The sequence below is a fragment of the Acidaminococcales bacterium genome, assembly GCA_031290885.1.
Classification (GTDB): domain Bacteria; phylum Bacillota; class Negativicutes; order Acidaminococcales; family JAISLQ01; genus JAISLQ01.
Window position 1 is genome coordinate 34,889 of sequence record JAISLQ010000026.1, and the last position, 16,941, is coordinate 51,829.

Annotated in this window: 14 protein-coding genes; 1 reads left to right on the forward strand and 13 read right to left on the reverse strand. The window is 55.7% G+C overall.

What is annotated here, in order from left to right; genetic code table 11:
- Nucleotides 1-39 precede the first annotated feature (39 nt).
- From LBO03_03205 to LBO03_03245, 9 genes are all read right to left on the reverse strand, one after another.
- Nucleotides 40-804: a LamB/YcsF family protein gene (locus LBO03_03205; protein ID MDR3348603.1), complete on the reverse strand. Its 765-nt coding sequence runs from the start codon at nt 802-804 to the stop codon at nt 40-42.
- Nucleotides 801-1,808, reverse strand: a complete 1,008-nt coding sequence (locus tag LBO03_03210; protein ID MDR3348604.1) for a biotin-dependent carboxyltransferase family protein — start codon at nt 1,806-1,808, stop codon at nt 801-803. Before LBO03_03210 ends, LBO03_03205 begins: the two co-directional genes overlap by 4 nt.
- A complete protein-coding gene (gene pxpB / locus LBO03_03215) occupies nt 1,802-2,524 on the reverse strand; it encodes a 5-oxoprolinase subunit PxpB (protein ID MDR3348605.1) in 723 nt (240 codons plus the stop codon). Before pxpB ends, LBO03_03210 begins: the two co-directional genes overlap by 7 nt.
- A 198-nt stretch (nt 2,525-2,722) precedes the next feature.
- Nucleotides 2,723-5,581: an insulinase family protein gene (locus tag LBO03_03220; GenBank protein MDR3348606.1), complete on the reverse strand. Its 2,859-nt coding sequence runs from the start codon at nt 5,579-5,581 to the stop codon at nt 2,723-2,725.
- A gap of 261 nt (nt 5,582-5,842) precedes the next feature.
- The gene (locus tag LBO03_03225; GenBank protein ID MDR3348607.1) at nt 5,843-7,369 is read right to left on the reverse strand and encodes a YifB family Mg chelatase-like AAA ATPase; all 1,527 of its coding nucleotides are present in this window, start codon (nt 7,367-7,369) and stop codon (nt 5,843-5,845) included.
- A 24-nt stretch (nt 7,370-7,393) separates the two neighbouring features.
- Nucleotides 7,394-7,753, reverse strand: coding sequence for a YraN family protein (locus LBO03_03230; GenBank protein ID MDR3348608.1), 360 nt, complete (start codon nt 7,751-7,753; stop codon nt 7,394-7,396).
- Nucleotides 7,754-7,981: 228 nt separating this feature from the next.
- On the reverse strand, nt 7,982-9,175 hold the full coding sequence (locus LBO03_03235; GenBank protein MDR3348609.1) for a betaine/proline/choline family ABC transporter ATP-binding protein: 1,194 nt from the start codon (nt 9,173-9,175) through the stop codon (nt 7,982-7,984).
- On the reverse strand, nt 9,172-10,035 hold the full coding sequence (locus LBO03_03240) for an ABC transporter permease subunit (GenBank protein ID MDR3348610.1): 864 nt from the start codon (nt 10,033-10,035) through the stop codon (nt 9,172-9,174). The genes LBO03_03235 and LBO03_03240 overlap by 4 nt, the downstream gene beginning before the upstream one ends.
- A 17-nt stretch (nt 10,036-10,052) precedes the next feature.
- Entirely contained in the window at nt 10,053-11,048 is a 996-nt protein-coding gene (locus LBO03_03245) for an ABC transporter substrate-binding protein (GenBank protein ID MDR3348611.1), read from the reverse strand.
- 376 nt (nt 11,049-11,424) lie between these two features.
- Here LBO03_03245 and LBO03_03250 point away from each other — a divergent pair, with 376 nt between their 5' ends.
- On the forward strand, nt 11,425-13,179 hold the full coding sequence (locus LBO03_03250; GenBank protein ID MDR3348612.1) for an NFACT family protein: 1,755 nt from the start codon (nt 11,425-11,427) through the stop codon (nt 13,177-13,179).
- On the opposite strand, the gene LBO03_03255 is transcribed toward LBO03_03250, so the two are convergent.
- From LBO03_03255 to LBO03_03270, 4 genes are all read right to left on the reverse strand, one after another.
- Nucleotides 13,176-14,120 carry a nitronate monooxygenase gene (locus LBO03_03255; protein ID MDR3348613.1) on the reverse strand — a complete coding sequence of 315 codons (945 nt, stop codon included), beginning with the start codon at nt 14,118-14,120 and terminating at the stop codon, nt 13,176-13,178. The genes LBO03_03250 and LBO03_03255 overlap by 4 nt on opposite strands.
- 121 nt (nt 14,121-14,241) lie before the next feature.
- Complete coding sequence (locus LBO03_03260; GenBank protein MDR3348614.1) at nt 14,242-15,375, reverse strand: acyl-CoA dehydrogenase family protein; 1,134 nt, start codon at nt 15,373-15,375, stop codon at nt 14,242-14,244.
- A 132-nt stretch (nt 15,376-15,507) separates the two neighbouring features.
- On the reverse strand, nt 15,508-15,966 hold the full coding sequence (locus LBO03_03265) for a PaaI family thioesterase (protein ID MDR3348615.1): 459 nt from the start codon (nt 15,964-15,966) through the stop codon (nt 15,508-15,510).
- 20 nt (nt 15,967-15,986) lie between these two features.
- On the reverse strand, nt 15,987-16,574 hold the full coding sequence (locus tag LBO03_03270) for a peptidoglycan-binding protein (protein MDR3348616.1): 588 nt from the start codon (nt 16,572-16,574) through the stop codon (nt 15,987-15,989).
- Nucleotides 16,575-16,941 lie beyond the last annotated feature (367 nt).

A 16,941-nucleotide genomic window follows, 5' to 3' on the forward strand; every position in this document is an offset into this window, starting at 1 on the left:
GCTCCTCCAATTTAAAAGTCGCCGCCATCGGCACTGCCTCTACAGCCATTGTCCGAAAGCTTCCAGCTGCAAGCCGGCGCTTTGCAAATCATCGCGTATTTTGCGGATAAGCTCCACCGCGCCCGGAGTGTCGCCGTGCACGCAAATGGTCTGCGCGTCGATGGCGACATCCGTACCGTCGATGCTTTTTACTTTTTTTTCTTTGATCACTCGCAAAACACGGCCGGAGACCGCGGCGGCATCATGGATGACCGATCCTTCCACTTTGCGGGAAACAAGGTTGCCCTCCGCCGTATAGGCGCGGTCGGCAAAAAACTCTTCCACCCAGCGCACCCCGGCGGCTTTGGCGCCTTTTACCATCTCCGATTTGGCCATGCAGACCATTATCAAGTTTGCGTCCACCGCTTTTATCGCCCTGGCAATGGTTTCCGCCACGGCGGCGTCTTTTTCCGCCACGTTATAAAGCGCGCCGTGCGCCTTCACATGCTGCATGGGCACGCCTTCCGCCGCGCAAAAGCCTTTCAGCGCGCTTACCTGATAGATTACGTCGGCGATTATCTCCTCCGGCGCAAGGTTCATCACCCGGCGGCCGAAACCCACCAAGTCGGGGAAAGACGGATGCGCGCCGACGGCCGCGCCGTACTGTTTTGCCAGCCGCACCGCCCGCCGCATGTTCAGCGGGTCGGAGGCGTGAAAGCCGCAGGCGATGTTTACCGAAGTTACCAGCGGCATCACTTGCGTATCTTCGCCTAAGCGGTACATGCTGAAATTTTCGCCGGTATCGCAGTTTAAGTCTATTTTCACTTAAAAACCTCCTCAATTTTCACATCGTACTGTTCCTTGTTGACGGCCAGCCGCCAAAGACACGCCGGCGCCTTTTCTTTCGCGAATTCACGGAGCTTGGCCAGCCGCCCTTCGTATTCCGCCAAAGCCCAAAGCGATTCTTCCTCGGTTACCGCCCGGAATTTTATCCAGTCGCCGGGACGGCATTGCGCCAATAGCGGAAGATCGGGGCTTATGACGAAACAAAGCTTAGTATAGCCGCCGGTAGTCTGGCAGTCGTTGAGCATTATGATCGGCTGCCCGCTGCCCGGTACCTGGACGCCGCCGCTTATAAGCGCGTCGGAGATAATGTCGGCGCCGGCTTTGTGCTGGAGCCGCGGCCCGCGCAGACGGTAGCCCATGCGGTCGGAATCGGCTTCGATCAAGTATTGCGCGCTTTCCAGGACGGCAAACGCGCCGTCCTCAAAAGCGTCTTCCTGCGGGCCCGGCAGCACCCTGAGCAAAACAGGGCCCAGCGTCGGCTTTAACCCGGCGGGCAGGATTCTTCCCTGTCCACCCGCGCTTTCTTTTATCGGCAGCAGATCGCCTTTTTTCAGCGCCCGCCCCTCCATCCCCCCAATGCCGGAACGGGTGTGGGTACTGGTGCTATCCATCGTCTTTGCTATTTTAAAACCGCCGGCGACCGCCAGATAAGCGCGGCAGCCGCTGACGGCGAAAGACAGGGCCAGTTTCTGGCCTTTTTTTACCCGGCGCGACAACCAGTTGCCAAACGCAGCGCCATCAAGTTCCGCCGACATGTCGGCGCCGGCGAGCGCGACCAGCGTATCGGCGCAAAATTCATATTCGCCGCCGAACATGGTCAATTCCAGCAGCGGGGCGTTTTCATCGTTGCCGGCAAGCAGGTTGGCCGCGCGGCAGGCGTAATCGTCCAGCGCGCCGGCTTGCGGCACGCCAAAGGCCAGAAACCCCGTCCGGCCAAGATCCTGGACGGTAGAGAAAAGCCCCGGATTCAACACTTTCAGCATTTTCCCACCGCCGCTTCCGCCAGCAAACGGCTATATTCTTCTTCCCCCACCGGCGCAAATTCTATCAGGTCGCCGGGCTGCACTATGAAAGGCTTGTCGCTGTTTTTGTCGAATATCCTGCGGGGCGTCCGGCCGATAAGCCGCCAGCCGCCGGGGCTGTCCACCGGATACATGCCCGTCTGGCTCCCGGCTATGCCGACCGAGCCGGCCGGCACATTAGTTCTGGGCGTTTTGAGCCGGGGACAGGCGATTCTTTCGTCCAACCCGCCCAAATATGGGAATCCCGGCAAAAACCCAAGCATATATACTTTATATTTGACCGACGAGTGGATGTTGACGACTGCTTCCGCAGACAAGCCGCTGTGGCGCGCCACCGCCGCAAGGTCGGGCCCAAATTCCCCGCCGTAGCGCACCGGTATTTTTACGGTACGGGATGAGCGCGCGAAAGACGCTTGCGCGAACATGTCCCGGTTTTCGGCGATATAAGTTTCAATCAAGCCGCGCAGTTCTTTTTTGCTGACGGCAAACGGATCAAAAACGATAGAAAGCGAACGGTAAGTCGGCACTATGTCAACAATGCCCGGGTAAGGGCGCCCCCCGGCGAAAAAGCGCGCGAGCAAATGCACCCTGGCGTTTATTTTTTCATCAATGGCGCAGCCAAATTCAACGGCAATGGCCCGGTCGCCGGTTGTTAAAATTTTAAAAGCAAAAGGCACGGCGGCCTCCTTTGTTATGGGGCGTATTTTCATTGCGCTTCGGCGCCTTGGGCAAAACTAATGGCATTACGGTTTTATTCTGCCCCAAACGGGAAAACCCTTTTTTCGCAATTTTCACGCTTTTCGGGTTCAATGCCGGGCAGCCCTGCGCTTTGGCCGCAACGCGGCGAGCAAGCCTCTTGCCGATGCGGGCGTTTGTCAGGAAACGGCGTTCACGATTGCCGCGAAAACATCTTTGGCGGCCATAATTTTTTCTTCCCCGCCCAAAACGCACAGGTAATTGTCCGCCAAAAGCGCGCGCACCGGTTCCGCCAACGCCCTGATCTCGGCGGCGGCGCAGCCTAGGATCTCATCGCGCTCTTTTTGCCGCATTTTCAAATCCAAGCCGCGCAGGTAATATTCCACCGCCCGCTCCAACCGCAGGGAAACGGACAGCGGCTTGTCTAGGTTGCTGATCGCGCCGATCACGTATTTTCGCATCTCGCGCTCATCCGGGGAAAATTTTTCAATGTAAAGAGGCATTTCTTTAAATACCGCGAGAGTGTCCGCAAGATTGGGGTCGCGGTAGGAATTGAACACCGCGCTGCCGTTATAGTCAAACCTGGCGTTGGCGCCGTAGGCGCCGCCCTTTACCCGTATTTTGTTCCAAAGATAGTCATAGCGCATGATGTTTTCCAAAACGCGCATCGCGCCGCCGTAACGGTAGCCGTGCCGGGCAAAGTTGCCGCCGGCGGCCACGTACTGCACTTGGGCGGAGACGATTATGCCTTCGTTTTTCGTCTTTTGCGCAAAACTATATTTTTGCTTTTCATATATCTGCGCTTTCAAAGGGGAAAAGGCCAAGGACGTTTGCGCAAATACGGCGGCGCGGTCGCTCTCGCCGCAGCAATACGCGACGAGCAGGCCGTTGCGGGCAAAGAGGATGCCGGCGGTTGCTTGCAATTTTTCCTGTATTTTTTTTATATCTTCTTGTAACAATAAATTTAAAAACCGATAATAACTCAAAAAACCCTGTTCGCTATATTTGCCGGCAAGCGAAAAATAAGAAACAAGCCTTTCGGTTACTATGGACTGCCCGCGGGCAAAAAACTCCGCGTCCCAGACGGCCTTGCACTCCCCGATAAGTTCCCAAAGGCGCTTTTCGTCGGAAAACACGCTGTTAAGCAATATTTCGGCCATGATGCCGCACAATTTATCTATGTCGCGGACAAAAGCCTTGCCGGAGACGACAAATTTCGGGCTGTACTCGTCCGCGCCGCCGGCGGCGGGAAAGGTCCTGACATTAAACGCTAAGCCGCCCGTATGGGCATTGATCGTTTTGGCAAGTTCAGCGTAGCCGTATTTTTCGGTTGCGATCCTGCCCAGGAGAGTTTTCAGCAGATGCGCGAAGGGCACCAGTTCCTCCGGCAAGCCCCGCGCGTCAAAATACAGGTTGACATACGCTATTTTATCGGTGAAGGCCGGCAGGTAGAGAAAATCCACTTCATCCTTGTTTTCCAAGCTGTATTTGATTTCTTCCGCCGCGCGGTTTATGTCGCCGCGCTCAAGCAGCGGTATTTTGTCCAACATTTCCCGGCTGTCCGCTTTGCTTTGAACCTCCAGCAGTTTTTTGGTGTTGTCGAGGCAATCGCCCAGTTCTTTGGCGGTGAAGTTCTTTTTTACCGCCGCCAGCTCTTGCGCGATCTTTAGGTTGCTTCCCTCTTGCAGACCGTAACGCGGCGCTAGCGACAATACCGCCCTGTGCGTGTTGTCCAAAAGGCAGTTTTCGATAAGCGATTCATAATAACGGGTGGACAGCTTGTCCCGCAGCCCGCCAAGCAACCGGTCGTAAGCCAGGTAAAGCAGGGGGCTGGCGCCGTACAGCCAACTGTCCATGCAGTTTATCGCGTAGATAAGCCCTTTGGGGTAAACGCCAAAATCCGCTTCGCGCAAGTTAAATTCCATTATGTTCAAAGAAGCGGCAAGCAGTTCTTTGTCTATGCCTTCGATGCTGATGTTTTGCAGCGTCCGATAAATAGTGCCGACAAACTTGTTTTGATCCTCCGTCCGCGCGCCGGCCGCCTTTACGGAAAACACCGGCTGGAGGATACTGCGGGAAAAAGACCCGGACACTTCTTTGCCCACCCCGGCGTCAATTAAGGCTTTTTTCAGGGGCGAGGCCGCAGTTTCCAAAAGGTAGTGTTCCAAAAGTTGCAGGGCCAAATTTTGTTCGGCGTTCAGGGCATCGCCCACAACTGCGTACCAAGCCAAAAAAGTTTTGTTTTTTGCGCTTTCGTCTTTAGCTAAAGGATAAAAGCCCTCCATTTTTGCCGTGCGCGCCGGCATCGCCTGTTTCGCGGGCGGCGGGGCGGCCGGTATCCGACCGAAAGCCGACAGGTATTCCCGGTCAAGGAAATCCAACGTTTCTTCAATCGCCAAATCGCCGTAAAGGAAAATATAGCTGTTGGACGGATGATAGAAAGTCCGATGAAAACGCGTGAATTCTTCCCAACCAAGTTGCGGTATGCTGTCGGGGCTCCCGCCGGACTCAAATCCGTAGGGCGAGGCGGGAAACAGGGCTTTCATCGCCTGCTGTTCCAAAATCGCCTCCGGCGACGAAAACACGCCTTTCATCTCGTTATACACCACCCCCTTGTATTCGAGCGGCAAATCGGGCGACAACAGCTCGTAATGCCAGCCTTCCTGCTGGAAAATATACTTGTTGCGATATATGTCGGGATAAAACACGGCATCAAGGTAAACGTCCATGAGGTTGCGAAAATCCTTGCCGTTGCGGCTGGCCACCGGGTACATGGTCTTGTCCGGGAAGGTCATGGCGTTGACGAAGGTATTCAGCGAACCTTTTACCAATTCGACAAACGGCTCTTTCAGCGGGTATTTGCGCGACCCGCACAGCACGGAATGTTCCAGTATGTGCGGCAGGCCGGTGTCGTCGGACGGCGGCGTATAGAAACTGATCGAAAAAACTTTATTGTCGTCTTTGCTGGCCAGATAAAGCAGCCTGGCGCCGCTTTTCTGATGCCGCATTACATAAGCGTCTGCGTCAATTTCCGCCACACGGGTTTTGCCCTCCAGCAAAAAACCCGCATAATTGCCGTTAATATTCATAAGACTTTTCGCAATGCCCCCCCTGCCTTTATCGGACATGGGGAAAAATCGCGCCCTCCTTTGTCGTAAAAATTTTCAATGTGCCGCCGCTGAAATCAATGGCCGCATTGAAACCGTGAATTTTAAGAAAACGTGCCCGAAACGCAATTGACAAAAAACAGTTCCCGGGCGGCCGGCCGCTTTTGGCGGCAATTGCGCGGCGAAAAACCTTTATGCCTTAAAATTCGTGCGCAGTTGCACCGCTTCCGCCAGGTGCTTGCTTTCTATGGTGGACGCATGGTCAAGGTCGGCGATGGTTTGCGCGACTTTTATTATGCGGTCATGGCTGCGCGCGGAAAGGCCAAGGCTGTCAAAGGCTTTTTCCAACAATTGCTCCGCGGCGCGCGAAAGAGCGCAATGCTTTTTTATTTCTTTATGCCCCATGTGCCCGTTGCAATATAGCCCCTGCCCGTCAAAACGCGCCAGCTGGCGCTCCCTCGCTTCCTGCACGCGCGCGCGTATTGCCCGGGAAAGTTCCGGCGGCTGTTCGCCGCCTTTTATCTCTTTATATTCCATCCGCGGGACGCGCACTTGCAAATCAATGCGGTCAAGCAAAGGGCCGGACAATCTCTTGCGGTAACGCTCAATATCCGCCGCGCCGCAAGAACACGCGTGCGTTGGATCGCCCTGATAGCCGCAGGGGCAGGGGTTCATGGCCGCGACCAGGATAAATCTGGCCGGATACCGCAACGAAGCCTGTACCCTGGCGATCGACACTTCGCCGTCTTCCAGCGGCTGGCGCAGGGCTTCCAGGGCCAAACGGGAAAACTCGGGAAATTCGTCCAAAAACAGCACGCCGTTGTGGCTTAAAGTAACTTCACCCGGTTTGGGTATGCGCCCGCCGCCGATTAAACCGCCGTAGGATATGGTATGGTGCGGGCTGCGAAAGGGCCGCGTAAGCACCGGGCCGTCCTTTTTGCTTAAAAGCCCGGCGACGCTGTATATTTTAGTTACCTCCAGCGATTCCTGCTCGGTCATAGCCGGCAGTATGCCGGGCATCCTCCTTGCCAGCATGGTCTTGCCGGAACCGGGACTGCCGACCAGCATGATATTGTGCCCGCCGGCCGCCGCTATTTCCATGGCGCGTTTGGCCATGCGCTGCCCTTGCACGTCGGAAAAGTCGTCGGCCGTTTCGGCGTTTTGGCAAAATTGCTTAAAATCCGTCGGCGCCGCCGGATCTAAAGTCTTTTCGGCGTTAAGGTGCCCCACTATGTCAAGGACGCTGTCCGCGCCGTAAATGGTCAGGCCGCCCGCAAGCGCCGCCTCCGCCACGTTGCCGCCGGCCAGAAAGAGCGTTTTCTTGCCCTGGCTGCGGGCGTGCGCCGCCATGGGAAGGACGCCCGACACATCGCGTATAAACCCTTCCAGGGAAAGTTCGCCGATAAATACGGCTTCTATGCAGTCCAATTGGCAGATCTGGCCGCTGGCCGCCAATATGCCGACGGCGATAGGCAGATCAAGCCCCGACCCGTCTTTTTTGACGTCGGCGGGCGCCAGGTTGACTGTTATGCGCGTGGCGGGAAAGGAAAAGCCGCTGTTTTTAATCGCCGCCCGCACTCTTTCCCTGGCCTCCTTCACCGCTACGTCGGGAAGTCCCACAATATCAAAAGCCGGCAGGCCATTGGCTATGTCCACTTCAACCGTTACCAGCACCCCGTCAAGGCCATAAGTCGCTTCCCCAAAAGTACGAGCAAACAAGCCGGTTCCCCTTTTCAGCAAAAATCAATCATAAGTAAAAGCGGCGACAATATGGTTGATGCCCTCGCCCCCGGGCATGAAATATACTTCTATGACGTCAAAACGGTAGGACGTGAAGGGCGGGCGTTCTTCTTTTATATAAGAAAGCGCGGCCGACATCACGCGCCGGCGTTTTGTCCTGGTAACGGCTTCCGCCGCCGCGCCGAACTTTTCGTTCGTCCGCGCCTTGACCTCGACGAACACCAGTTCGCCGCCTTTGCGCGCGACTATGTCCAATTCCCCCTGCCTGGTGGAATAATTGGCCGCCAATATTTCATATTTGTGTTTCAGCAAAAAAGCGCGGGCAATTTGCTCGCCTTTTTGCCCAACGGCATTTTTCGGCATACAAGGCGTCCTTTATGTTCCATGCGACTGCATCCAACTATAATAATAACATAAAAATTTTATTTGTTCCTCTATTTTATAATTTGCCGCCAAAGCCGCCGCGGCGGCAAACGCAAAGCGCGGGCGGCGGGGCAAAATAACGCCGGGAACATCCGGCAATCTCCCGCCGCGCCGGCCGCAGGCGATTGTCGGATGTTCCCGCAAACAATTTTTCAGGGCGCGCCCGTATCAGAAAAAAGAAAGCACCGACGCTTTCGTGATTATGCCGCGAAACAAATCGCTTTCGTCAAGCACTACCAAAGGATATTTCGCCTCCGCCGCCAAGGGGATGATGTCGGCCACCGGGGCGTTTATGTCCCTTACTATCTGCAAGTCGCGAACGATCGCCTCGGAAAAAGTTTTCTTCCCGTCCCGCACCAAGAGGGCGTTCTCAAGCGTCATGAGGCCGATGAAATTTAAATGGTCGCCCACGATGTAGGCGCTGGAAACGCCGCTGTTGCGCATAAAAGCCAGCGCCATGTGGATGCCGTCGCCCATCTTGATCATGCAGGTGGGAGTCGATATGACATTGCGGACGGACAGAACTTGCCGGACATCGACGCTGTTGGTGAATTTTCTGACATAGTCGTCGGCCGGACTGGACAGCATGTCCTCGGGAGTGCCTTCCTGCACCATCCGGCCGTCGCGCAAGATGCCGACGCGCGTGCCGATGCGGAAGGCTTCGTTGATGTCATGGGTAATAAAAATGATAGTTTTTTTCATTTTGTTTTGTATGCGCATAAGCTCAAACTGCAAGTCGTTCTTTACCAAAGGGTCAAGCGCCGAAAAGGCCTCGTCCATTAACAGAATATCCGGATCGTTGGCCAGGGCGCGGGCAATGCCGACTCTTTGCTTCATGCCGCCGGACAGCTTGTTTATCGGCGTCCCTTCGCAGCCTTCAAGCCCAACCATCGCGAGCATTTCCATGCCCTTGGCTTCGCGCGCTTTTTTATCGACTCCGCGCACCTCAAGGCCGTAGCAGACGTTTGACAGGACGTTCCTGTGCGTCATCAGCCCGAAATGCTGGAACACCATGGCTATTTTCGTCCGCCTAAGTTCCAGCAGCCGGCGCTCGCCATAGGCCGTAACATCCTCGCCTTCGATGAACACCTTGCCAAAGGTGGGCGGGTTAAGCATGTTGATGCAGCGCAGAATGGTTGATTTGCCCGAGCCGGAAAGCCCGATAAGCACAAAAATCTCCCCGCGCCCGGCCTCAAAGGAAATATCCACCGCCGCCGCCGTAACGCCGGTTTTTTCCAATACGGCCTCATTCGTCGCGTTTTTTTGCAGCATCCGCAAAGCGGCGTGCTTATCGACGGCAAACTCGCGCGCGCGGTAAAACTTATAAAGGTTTTTAACTTCCACAATCGCCGGAACGCTCACCCTGCCCGCCTCTCTTTGCTCATGGCCTGCGTAAGGCGGTCAATGATTATGGCGATGATGACGATGGACGCGCCGGCAATTATGCCGCGCCCGGATTCAGTGCGGTTGATGGCGATAAGCACTTCCATGCCGAGGCCGTTCGCGCCGATCATCGCGCAGGTTACCACCATGCCGACGGTCATCATCATCGTTTGGTTGACGCCGGCCATGATCGTAGGCTTGGCCTGCGGTATCTGTACCTTCAAAAGCGTCTGCCAGCGCGAAGATCCAAACGCTTTCGCCGCCTCCGTAACTTCCGGGTCCACCTGCCTTATGCCGTGGCTGGTCAGCCGTATGACCGGCACTACCGAATAAACAAAGGTGGCCAGGACCGCCGGCGCTTTGCCCGGCCCCATAAGCATGACCGCAGGGATCATGTAGACAAAAACCGGCATGGTCTGCATAGCGTCCAGCACAGGCCGCAGCCAGGCTTCCGCCCGCCGTGCGGTAGATACGAACACCCCGACCGGAAAGCCGAAAAGCAGGGAAAAAAACACCGCCGTGATCACTACGGAAAGAGTTTCGTTCATCATCTCCCAATAACCGAAAATCCCGACCGCCATAAGCATCGCGCCGTACAAGGCGGCGCTTTTCGCCCGGCCGGTCAGCCGCCTGGCGGCGGCCATCACCATGATGATGAACAGCCACCAAGGGATATGCGCGATCACTTGATAGACAAGCCCGATGAAAGTATTTAGAAAGCCCTTGAATATAGCGAAAAAATCACTATAATGTATATTGAGGTAACGCATAAAAGCGTCAATATCGTCAGTAAAATCCAGATGCAGCCACTGCGGGAAATTTATCAGCCATTCGCGCATAAATACCTCCCCATATACTATTTTGCGACATATTCGCGCACCGTCCGCGCCTTGTCCGCAGGCAGCCATTTATCCAGCATGTCGGGATATTTTTTTAACATGTATTTGGCGGCGCCGGCATAGTCGGCCTTGTTGTTTTGCATATAAGCGAGGGCTTCCGCCGTATAGGCGCTTGAAGTGCGGTATTTTTTCAGGAAATCGGCAAACTCCGGCTCGCGGGCGACAAATTTTTTGTTGGCGACCACCGCCACCGGCACGGACGGAAAAGCGGTCCGGCCGGCCAGAAAATCATCCTCGGTACTGTAAGGCGCGTCCTTTAACAGCACAAAGTCGTATTTTCCCGTTATCCAAGTCGGCTCCCAAAGATAGCCCGCAATCGGCTGCCCTTTTTCGTAAGCCGACACGAAAGCGGCGTACAAGGTCGCTTCCGATCCCGGGCGGAAATATATGAAGTTTTCGTTGAGCCGGTAATAGTTGAATTTTTTGAAATTTATATTGTCAACCACCCAGCCGGGGATCGCGCCGTAAAGCCGCCCTTTGCCGGGGTTTTCCTCGTCCCGGAAAACATGCGGGTAGCGCTTCAAATCCGCCACCGAAGAAAGATCGGGCGCGGCGGCCTTGATGCCGCGCCGGGCGTCGCCTTCGATGACATAGCGCGGCACGTATATGCCCTGCCGGTTGTCGTCAAAATTAATGCCCAGCTCGACAATGGAACCGGTTTTCAAATCGTCTTTGTAAGTCGCTATGTTGCTTGTCCACATTTCAAGATTGACATCAATGTCGCCGCGCAAAAGCGCGGTATGCGTAACCGGCGTGGAGCCGGTTATTACCTCTGTTTTCATATTGTAAGCTTTTTCAGCGATTATCTTTACAATTTCGTTGTGTATCCGAATGCTGTCCCAGCCGGCATCCGTCAGCGCCACCTTTTTGTCGCCCTCCGCGCCGGGGCCGCCGCAGGCCGCGCCCAGAAAAACCGCCGCCGCGACTGTCAGGATCCATAAAAATTTTTTCATGCCATACCTCCTTCGCAAACCTTCTGCGGGAACATTACATTTGCTCCCTTGTGATAATTTTGTATAACTATTTTATAATATTTATAATATTTTTGTCAACTTACGGAATTTATTAAAATTTATTTACAGCTAATAACCAATTAATTACCGTTTTTTTCAAAAAACGATATGATGAGCAAAAAGACAAGCGGACATAAAAGATGAAGCGGCCGACTGCCGCCCCGCGCCCGATAAAAACGCGGCCCGGCAATGCGCGAGGCCAATGTTTGGCGCGGCGGCAATCGAGGCGCCGCCCCCCGCGAAAACCAGGAACCCGCGTACGCGTTTTGCCCATAAAACGGCGCTTGGTCAGCGCAAAACGGAGGCCGAAGCCAAAATGAACCTTGAAGGCATTACTTTAGCTTTATTGCGGGAATTTATCAGCGAGGCGCTCCTTAACGGGCGTATCGACAAAGTTACGCAGCCAAGCCGGTTTTCGCTTCTTTTGCGCATAAGGAACCGGCAGAAGGATTTTCACCTTTACATAAACTGCCAAGGCGACGCCCCGCACATGCGGCTGCTGGCCGGACGGCCGACCGGCGCGGACGCGCCGGCGGCCTTTTGCATGTTGCTGCGCAAGCACATAGAAAACGGCCGGATAACCGCCATAAAACAAGAAAACCTGGAGCGGGCGATAATTTTTGACATAGACGCGCTGGGCGTCGGCCGCAACATCATCACGAAGAATTTGATAGTTGAGCTGACCGGCAAAAGCAGCAACATAATTTTAGCGGAGGACGGGGCCATAATCGGCTGCGCCAAGCATATCGGCGAAAATCTGAACAGATTCCGGCAAATGCTGCCCGGGCGCCCCTATCTTCCCCCGCCGCCGCAAAACGGCGGCAATGTTCTGACGGAAGGCGCCGGGGCGATAGCGGAAAACATCGCCCGGTCGCGGCTCGACCTTTCGGCGGCCGTGCTGGAAGCGACGGTGGGAATAGGGCCGTTTTCCGCCCGGGAAATTATCTGGCGCGCCGGCCTGACGCCCTCCCTGCCGGCGGCGGCGCTGGACGCGCACGACATAGCCGCCTTGTCGGAGGCCATTGAAAGCATCGCCGTCCCCATAAAAGAAAAAACCGCGCCCATCACCGTCGCCGTAAAGGACGGAAATCTCGTGGCCGGCATAGCGCCTTATAAACCGGGGCATCTGGGGGAAATTGCTATCGAAAGCTTCCCCGGCGTAAACGAGGCCGTAACCTTCGCGGCCGGATTGAAAAAAGTCCCGGCCGCGGAAAACGCCCGTCTGCTGAAATTCGTCAAAGGCGAAGAGGCGCGCGCGGAGAAAAAACTCGCGCTCTTGGCGCAAGAACACGAAACTGCGGCCAACGCCGACGAGTTCAAAAACATCGCCGACAACCTCATGCAGCGGCTGTATCTTTTGGAAAAGGGCATGGAGCGGTACGCTTTTTCCGACACCCTCACCGGCCGGTGGGTCGAGGCGCCCCTTAAAGCCGGCCTCAGCCCGGCCGAAAACGCGCAGCGTTATTACAAACTGTACGCCAAGGCCAAGCGCGCGGCCGGCAATTTACAAAAACAATTGGCACAAGGGAAAAGCCTCCTGAATTATTTGGCCGGCGTGAAATTTTCCATCGAAACCGCGCAAACGGCGGCGGAACTGGCGGAGATAAAAGACGAACTTGCCCGCGGCGGCCTTTGGAAAGAAAAATCCGCCAAAGCCGCCAAGCTCCCGCCGTCCGCCCCATTAAAAATAAAAATGCCTTCCGGCGCTTTTGTCTTTGTCGGAAAAAACAACAGGCAAAACGACCTTCTGACCTTTAAGATCGCGCGCGCCGGCGACATTTGGCTGCACGCCAAAAACATCCCCGGCTCGCACGTCATATTGCAAAACGGCGGCAAGGCCGCGGGCGGCGACGACCTAGCCGCCGCCGCCCATCTGGCGGCGTGGTTCAGCAAGGCCCGCGGCTCTTCCGGCGTCCCCGTAGACTACGCCGCGCGCCGCCATGTGCGAAAACCGGCCGGCGCCCAACCCGGCTTCGTGCTGTATGAAAACCAAAAGACGCTGCAAGTTACGGCGGACGAAGCTTTTATCAACCAATTGCTCAAACAAGCGGTGCCCGCGGCTTTGGGCTAAGCCAGCTTAATTTTCCCCGCCTCCGCCAGCGTCCGTTCGGCTTCGGCGACGATGTCCTCAATGGCCTGTTTGCAGGTTTTTATGCTGTCCAAGGGATACAGGCTCTGCCCGACTTGTACCGCCCCGCTATTTACGTCGCCCTCGACCGAGGCCAAGCGGTTGGTGCCGGCAGCCAGCCGGTTGAGCTCTTCCTGCGGCGCGCCGCTGACCTCTTTGGCCAAAAAATTGGCGGTAAAATCGTTTTTCAGGCAGCGCACGCCGCTGCCCCGTGAATAGCCCGTTACCACCGAGTCCGTATCGGCCGCCTCGATTATCCTTTTTTTGAAGGCGGGATGCGCCGGACATTCTTGCGTAAGCAAGAACCTTGACCCCATTTGGACGCCGGAAGCGCCCATCAGCATGGCCGCGGCCATGCCCTTGCCGTTGACTATGCCGCCGGCGGCGATGATCGGTATGCTCACTTTCGGCGGCACATTGCTCAAAAGGGCCATTGTCGTCAGTACGCCTATATGCCCGCCGCCTTCCATGCCTTCCATGACAAAAGCGTCGGCGCCTTTTTCTTCCACTCTTTGCGCCAGTTTTACATTGGGAATTACCGGGATGATTTTGATGCCGGCCTTTTCCAATTTCTTAAAGTGCGGCACAGGGTTTCCCGCCCCCAATGTTACGAAAGCCACCTTCTCCGCGCATACCGCGTCGATGATTTCGTCCGCGTTGGGCGAAAGCAAGGTAATGTTGGCGCCGAAAGGCTTGTCCGTCAGGCTCTTGGCCTTGCGGATTTGCTCAATCGCCCATGCCGCCGTCCGGCCGCCCATGCCGACAATGCCCGCGCCGCCTGCGTTGGAAACGGCCGCCGCCAGTACGGCGTCTGACGCCCAGGCCATTCCGCCTTGGATTATGGGATATTTGATCCCCAAAAGTTTGGTAAGCCTGTTTCCCATCTTAAAAACACCCCTCTTCAAAAAATACAAACGCCCGCGGACAAAACCGCCCGCAGGCGCAAAAAGCATCCCGCCTGTGTTTATGGTAGCCTCTTGTCATTATACCGCAAAAAGCCCCTTTTTAATAGATAAGCTTGTTCGCGATGACCAATCGCTGGATTTGGTTGGTGCCCTCGTATATTTGCATTATTTTCGCGTCGCGCATATATTTTTCGGCGGGATATTCCTTGGAATAGCCGTACCCACCCATGATTTGCAGCGCGTTGGTGGTAACCTCCATCGCCGTATCCGACGCGTAGCATTTGGCGATGGCGGCTTCTTTGGAAAACTCCAGGCCGTGATCGCGCAGCCAGCAGGCTTTTAAAACCAGCAGCCTTGCTGCTTCCACGCGCATGGCCATGTCGGCGAGCATGGCTTGCACCAGTTGGAAAGAGGCGATCGGCTGGCCGAACTGCCGCCGTTCTTTAGAATATTTTACCGCCGCGTCAAGCGCGGCCTGCGCCAGCCCGACCGACACGGCGCCGACAAACGGCCTTGCCGCGTCGAGAGTGTTCATGGCGATCCGGAAGCCTTCGCCTTCGCGGCCCAAGCGTCTGCTTTCCGGCAAGCGCACGTTATCCAGTATGAGCTCGCAAGTGGTGGAAGCGCGTATTCCCATTTTGTCCTCTTTTTTGCCGAAAGAAAACCCCGGCGTGCCTTTGGGCACTATGAAGGCGGTAAGCCCCCTGATGCCGGCCGATTTCCTGGTATTGGCAAAAACGAGATATACATCGGCAATGCCGCCGTTGGTAATAAAAGTTTTCGTGCCGTTCAAAACATAATGACTGCCGTCTTTTACGGCGCCGGTAGCGACCGAACCGGCATCCGAGCCGGCGTTGGGCTCGGTAAGCGCGAAAGCGGCAAATTTGCCCTCGTTCAAAAGGTCAAAATGATACTTTTTCTGTTCTTCCGTGCCGCGCAGCAATACGGGATAAGTGGCGAGCGAATTGGCCGCCACGGAAGTCGCGACGCCGGCGCAGCCTTTGCCAAGCTCCTCATAGATGACGCTGATGGTTACGCCGTCAAGGCCGGCCCCGCCAAACTCTTCCGGCACGATCAGGTTCAAAAGCCCTGTGTCGCCGAGCTTTTTTATAAGTTCGGGGCGCATGGCGCCTTCCCTGTCCATTTCGGCGGCGTACGGTTTAATTTCTTTTTCGACCAGTTCAGCGACAAGTTTGCGAAACTCCAATTGTTCCGGCGAAAGACTAAAATCCATGCTAATCCTCCTTGCTTCATTGCAATGTAGACGGCAAGGCAGCCGATGCAAAGCTAACCGCCTGGGCGGCGCGAGAGCGCGCGCGCAGGCTTTCCTTGCCCATAAAACCGCTTTTGGCGGTTTTTCCCCGGGTCAGGTGATTTTGTCAATTATTTCCTCAAATACCCCTATTACATAATAAGTTGAGCGCAAGGAACTGATTACGCGCCTGCCGCCGTCAAAAACCTTGGCGCCCATTACGATGGTATGGCGCCCGCTGTGCAAAACGCCGGCCTCGCAGGTGATCAGGGAAGGGGCGTATACATTCGCGATGAAATTAATATGCGTATCGAGCGTAACCACTCTCTTGCCCAAAGAAGCGCAAGCCACCCCCATGCAGGAGTCGCCTATGCTCATGATCGCGCCTCCGTGCAGGTTGGCGTAAAGGTTGGTATGTTTGCCGGCCTCCACCATCATGCTTTGTATGGCGCGCCCTTTGTAGGCTTGCTCTATGTGCAGGCCCAAAAGGTTGTAAAAGTGGTTGCGCTCCGAATATTGCCGGCGCAGATATTCTAGGACAAAAATCTCATTTTCGCTCATTTCCCGTGGCATAACCGCGTCTTTCTCCCACCTTAATCTAAAATATATACCGTAACCATTCTGCGGCCAAACTTTAAGGCGTCAGGCCTTGATTCGTACGCAAGATCTATCCGGCTGCCTTTGATGGCGCCGCCGGTGTCGTCGGCTACGGCGTAACCGTAGCCTGCCACAAAAAGCCGCGTGCCGAGCGGTATGAAGCGCGGATCCACCGCGACCAGCCCCCGGCGCAGGCGGTTGCCGCCGGCGGTGTAAAGGCCGCAGCCGGGATCGTCGCTGGTGTAGGCGGTCGCCTCCATAGTCAGCACGCGCTTGTAGCGCGAGGGCGGCGTATTCATGATGCGCTTGGCGCGTTTCACAATCTGGCCCATGACCGACTTTGTGATCACGCCGTCTTCGGGCAGCCCTGCCAATTTTTGAAAAGACATGACCGCCTGCCGCGTTTCCGGGCCAAACTTGCTGTCCAAGGGGCCTTTGTACACTCCTAAGTGCGAAAGCAGCAATTGGATATGCGATATATTGTCGCCGCGCATGCCTTCGCGGGCCACCAAATCAAAAGGCCCGGCGTGACAAGGAGCCAAAAAGCAGAAAGCGGCAAGCAGAACCGGGACAATCCGTTTCATGCGATCAATCCTTTGGGCATAATATTTGCTTGCGCAAACAATGTAATATTTTTTGTATTATTAATTCAGTATACTTTAACAAGCCTGCAATGTCAAAAACAAATTGCCCTCCGCGCCGCCTGCCAAAGATCGCGATGTTGCGCCGATCCGTCCGCCGCGGGCGGCGGCCTTTTGCCCGTTGCGGGCTCGGGGGCAATTCGCGCTCGCCCAAAAAGCCAAAGCAAAAGGCCCCCCGCCCGTAACAGGGGGCCTTTGCCGCGCGGGGCAAGCCCCGCGCAGGGCAATATAACACAAATCAGAGGAGTACGCTAAATTGTTGCCGCCCCGCGAGCCTTTTCAAAACGGGCGGGCTTTGCTAGGGGGCGCG

Excerpts from the sequence above, each read along its gene's own strand:
- LBO03_03250 (MDR3348612.1), top strand. The coding sequence starts at position 11,425 with ATGAACCTTGAAGGCATTACTTTAGCTTTATTGCGGGAATTTATCAGC.
- LBO03_03260 (MDR3348614.1), bottom strand. The coding sequence starts at position 15,375 with ATGGATTTTAGTCTTTCGCCGGAACAATTGGAGTTTCGCAAACTTGTC.
- LBO03_03270 (MDR3348616.1), bottom strand. The coding sequence starts at position 16,574 with ATGAAACGGATTGTCCCGGTTCTGCTTGCCGCTTTCTGCTTTTTGGCT.
- LBO03_03230 (MDR3348608.1), bottom strand. The coding sequence starts at position 7,753 with ATGCCGAAAAATGCCGTTGGGCAAAAAGGCGAGCAAATTGCCCGCGCT.
- LBO03_03245 (MDR3348611.1), bottom strand. The coding sequence starts at position 11,048 with ATGAAAAAATTTTTATGGATCCTGACAGTCGCGGCGGCGGTTTTTCTG.
- LBO03_03265 (MDR3348615.1), bottom strand. The coding sequence starts at position 15,966 with ATGCCACGGGAAATGAGCGAAAATGAGATTTTTGTCCTAGAATATCTG.
- LBO03_03240 (MDR3348610.1), bottom strand. The coding sequence starts at position 10,035 with ATGCGCGAATGGCTGATAAATTTCCCGCAGTGGCTGCATCTGGATTTT.
- LBO03_03210 (MDR3348604.1), bottom strand. The coding sequence starts at position 1,808 with ATGCTGAAAGTGTTGAATCCGGGGCTTTTCTCTACCGTCCAGGATCTT.
- LBO03_03255 (MDR3348613.1), bottom strand. The coding sequence starts at position 14,120 with ATGGGAAACAGGCTTACCAAACTTTTGGGGATCAAATATCCCATAATC.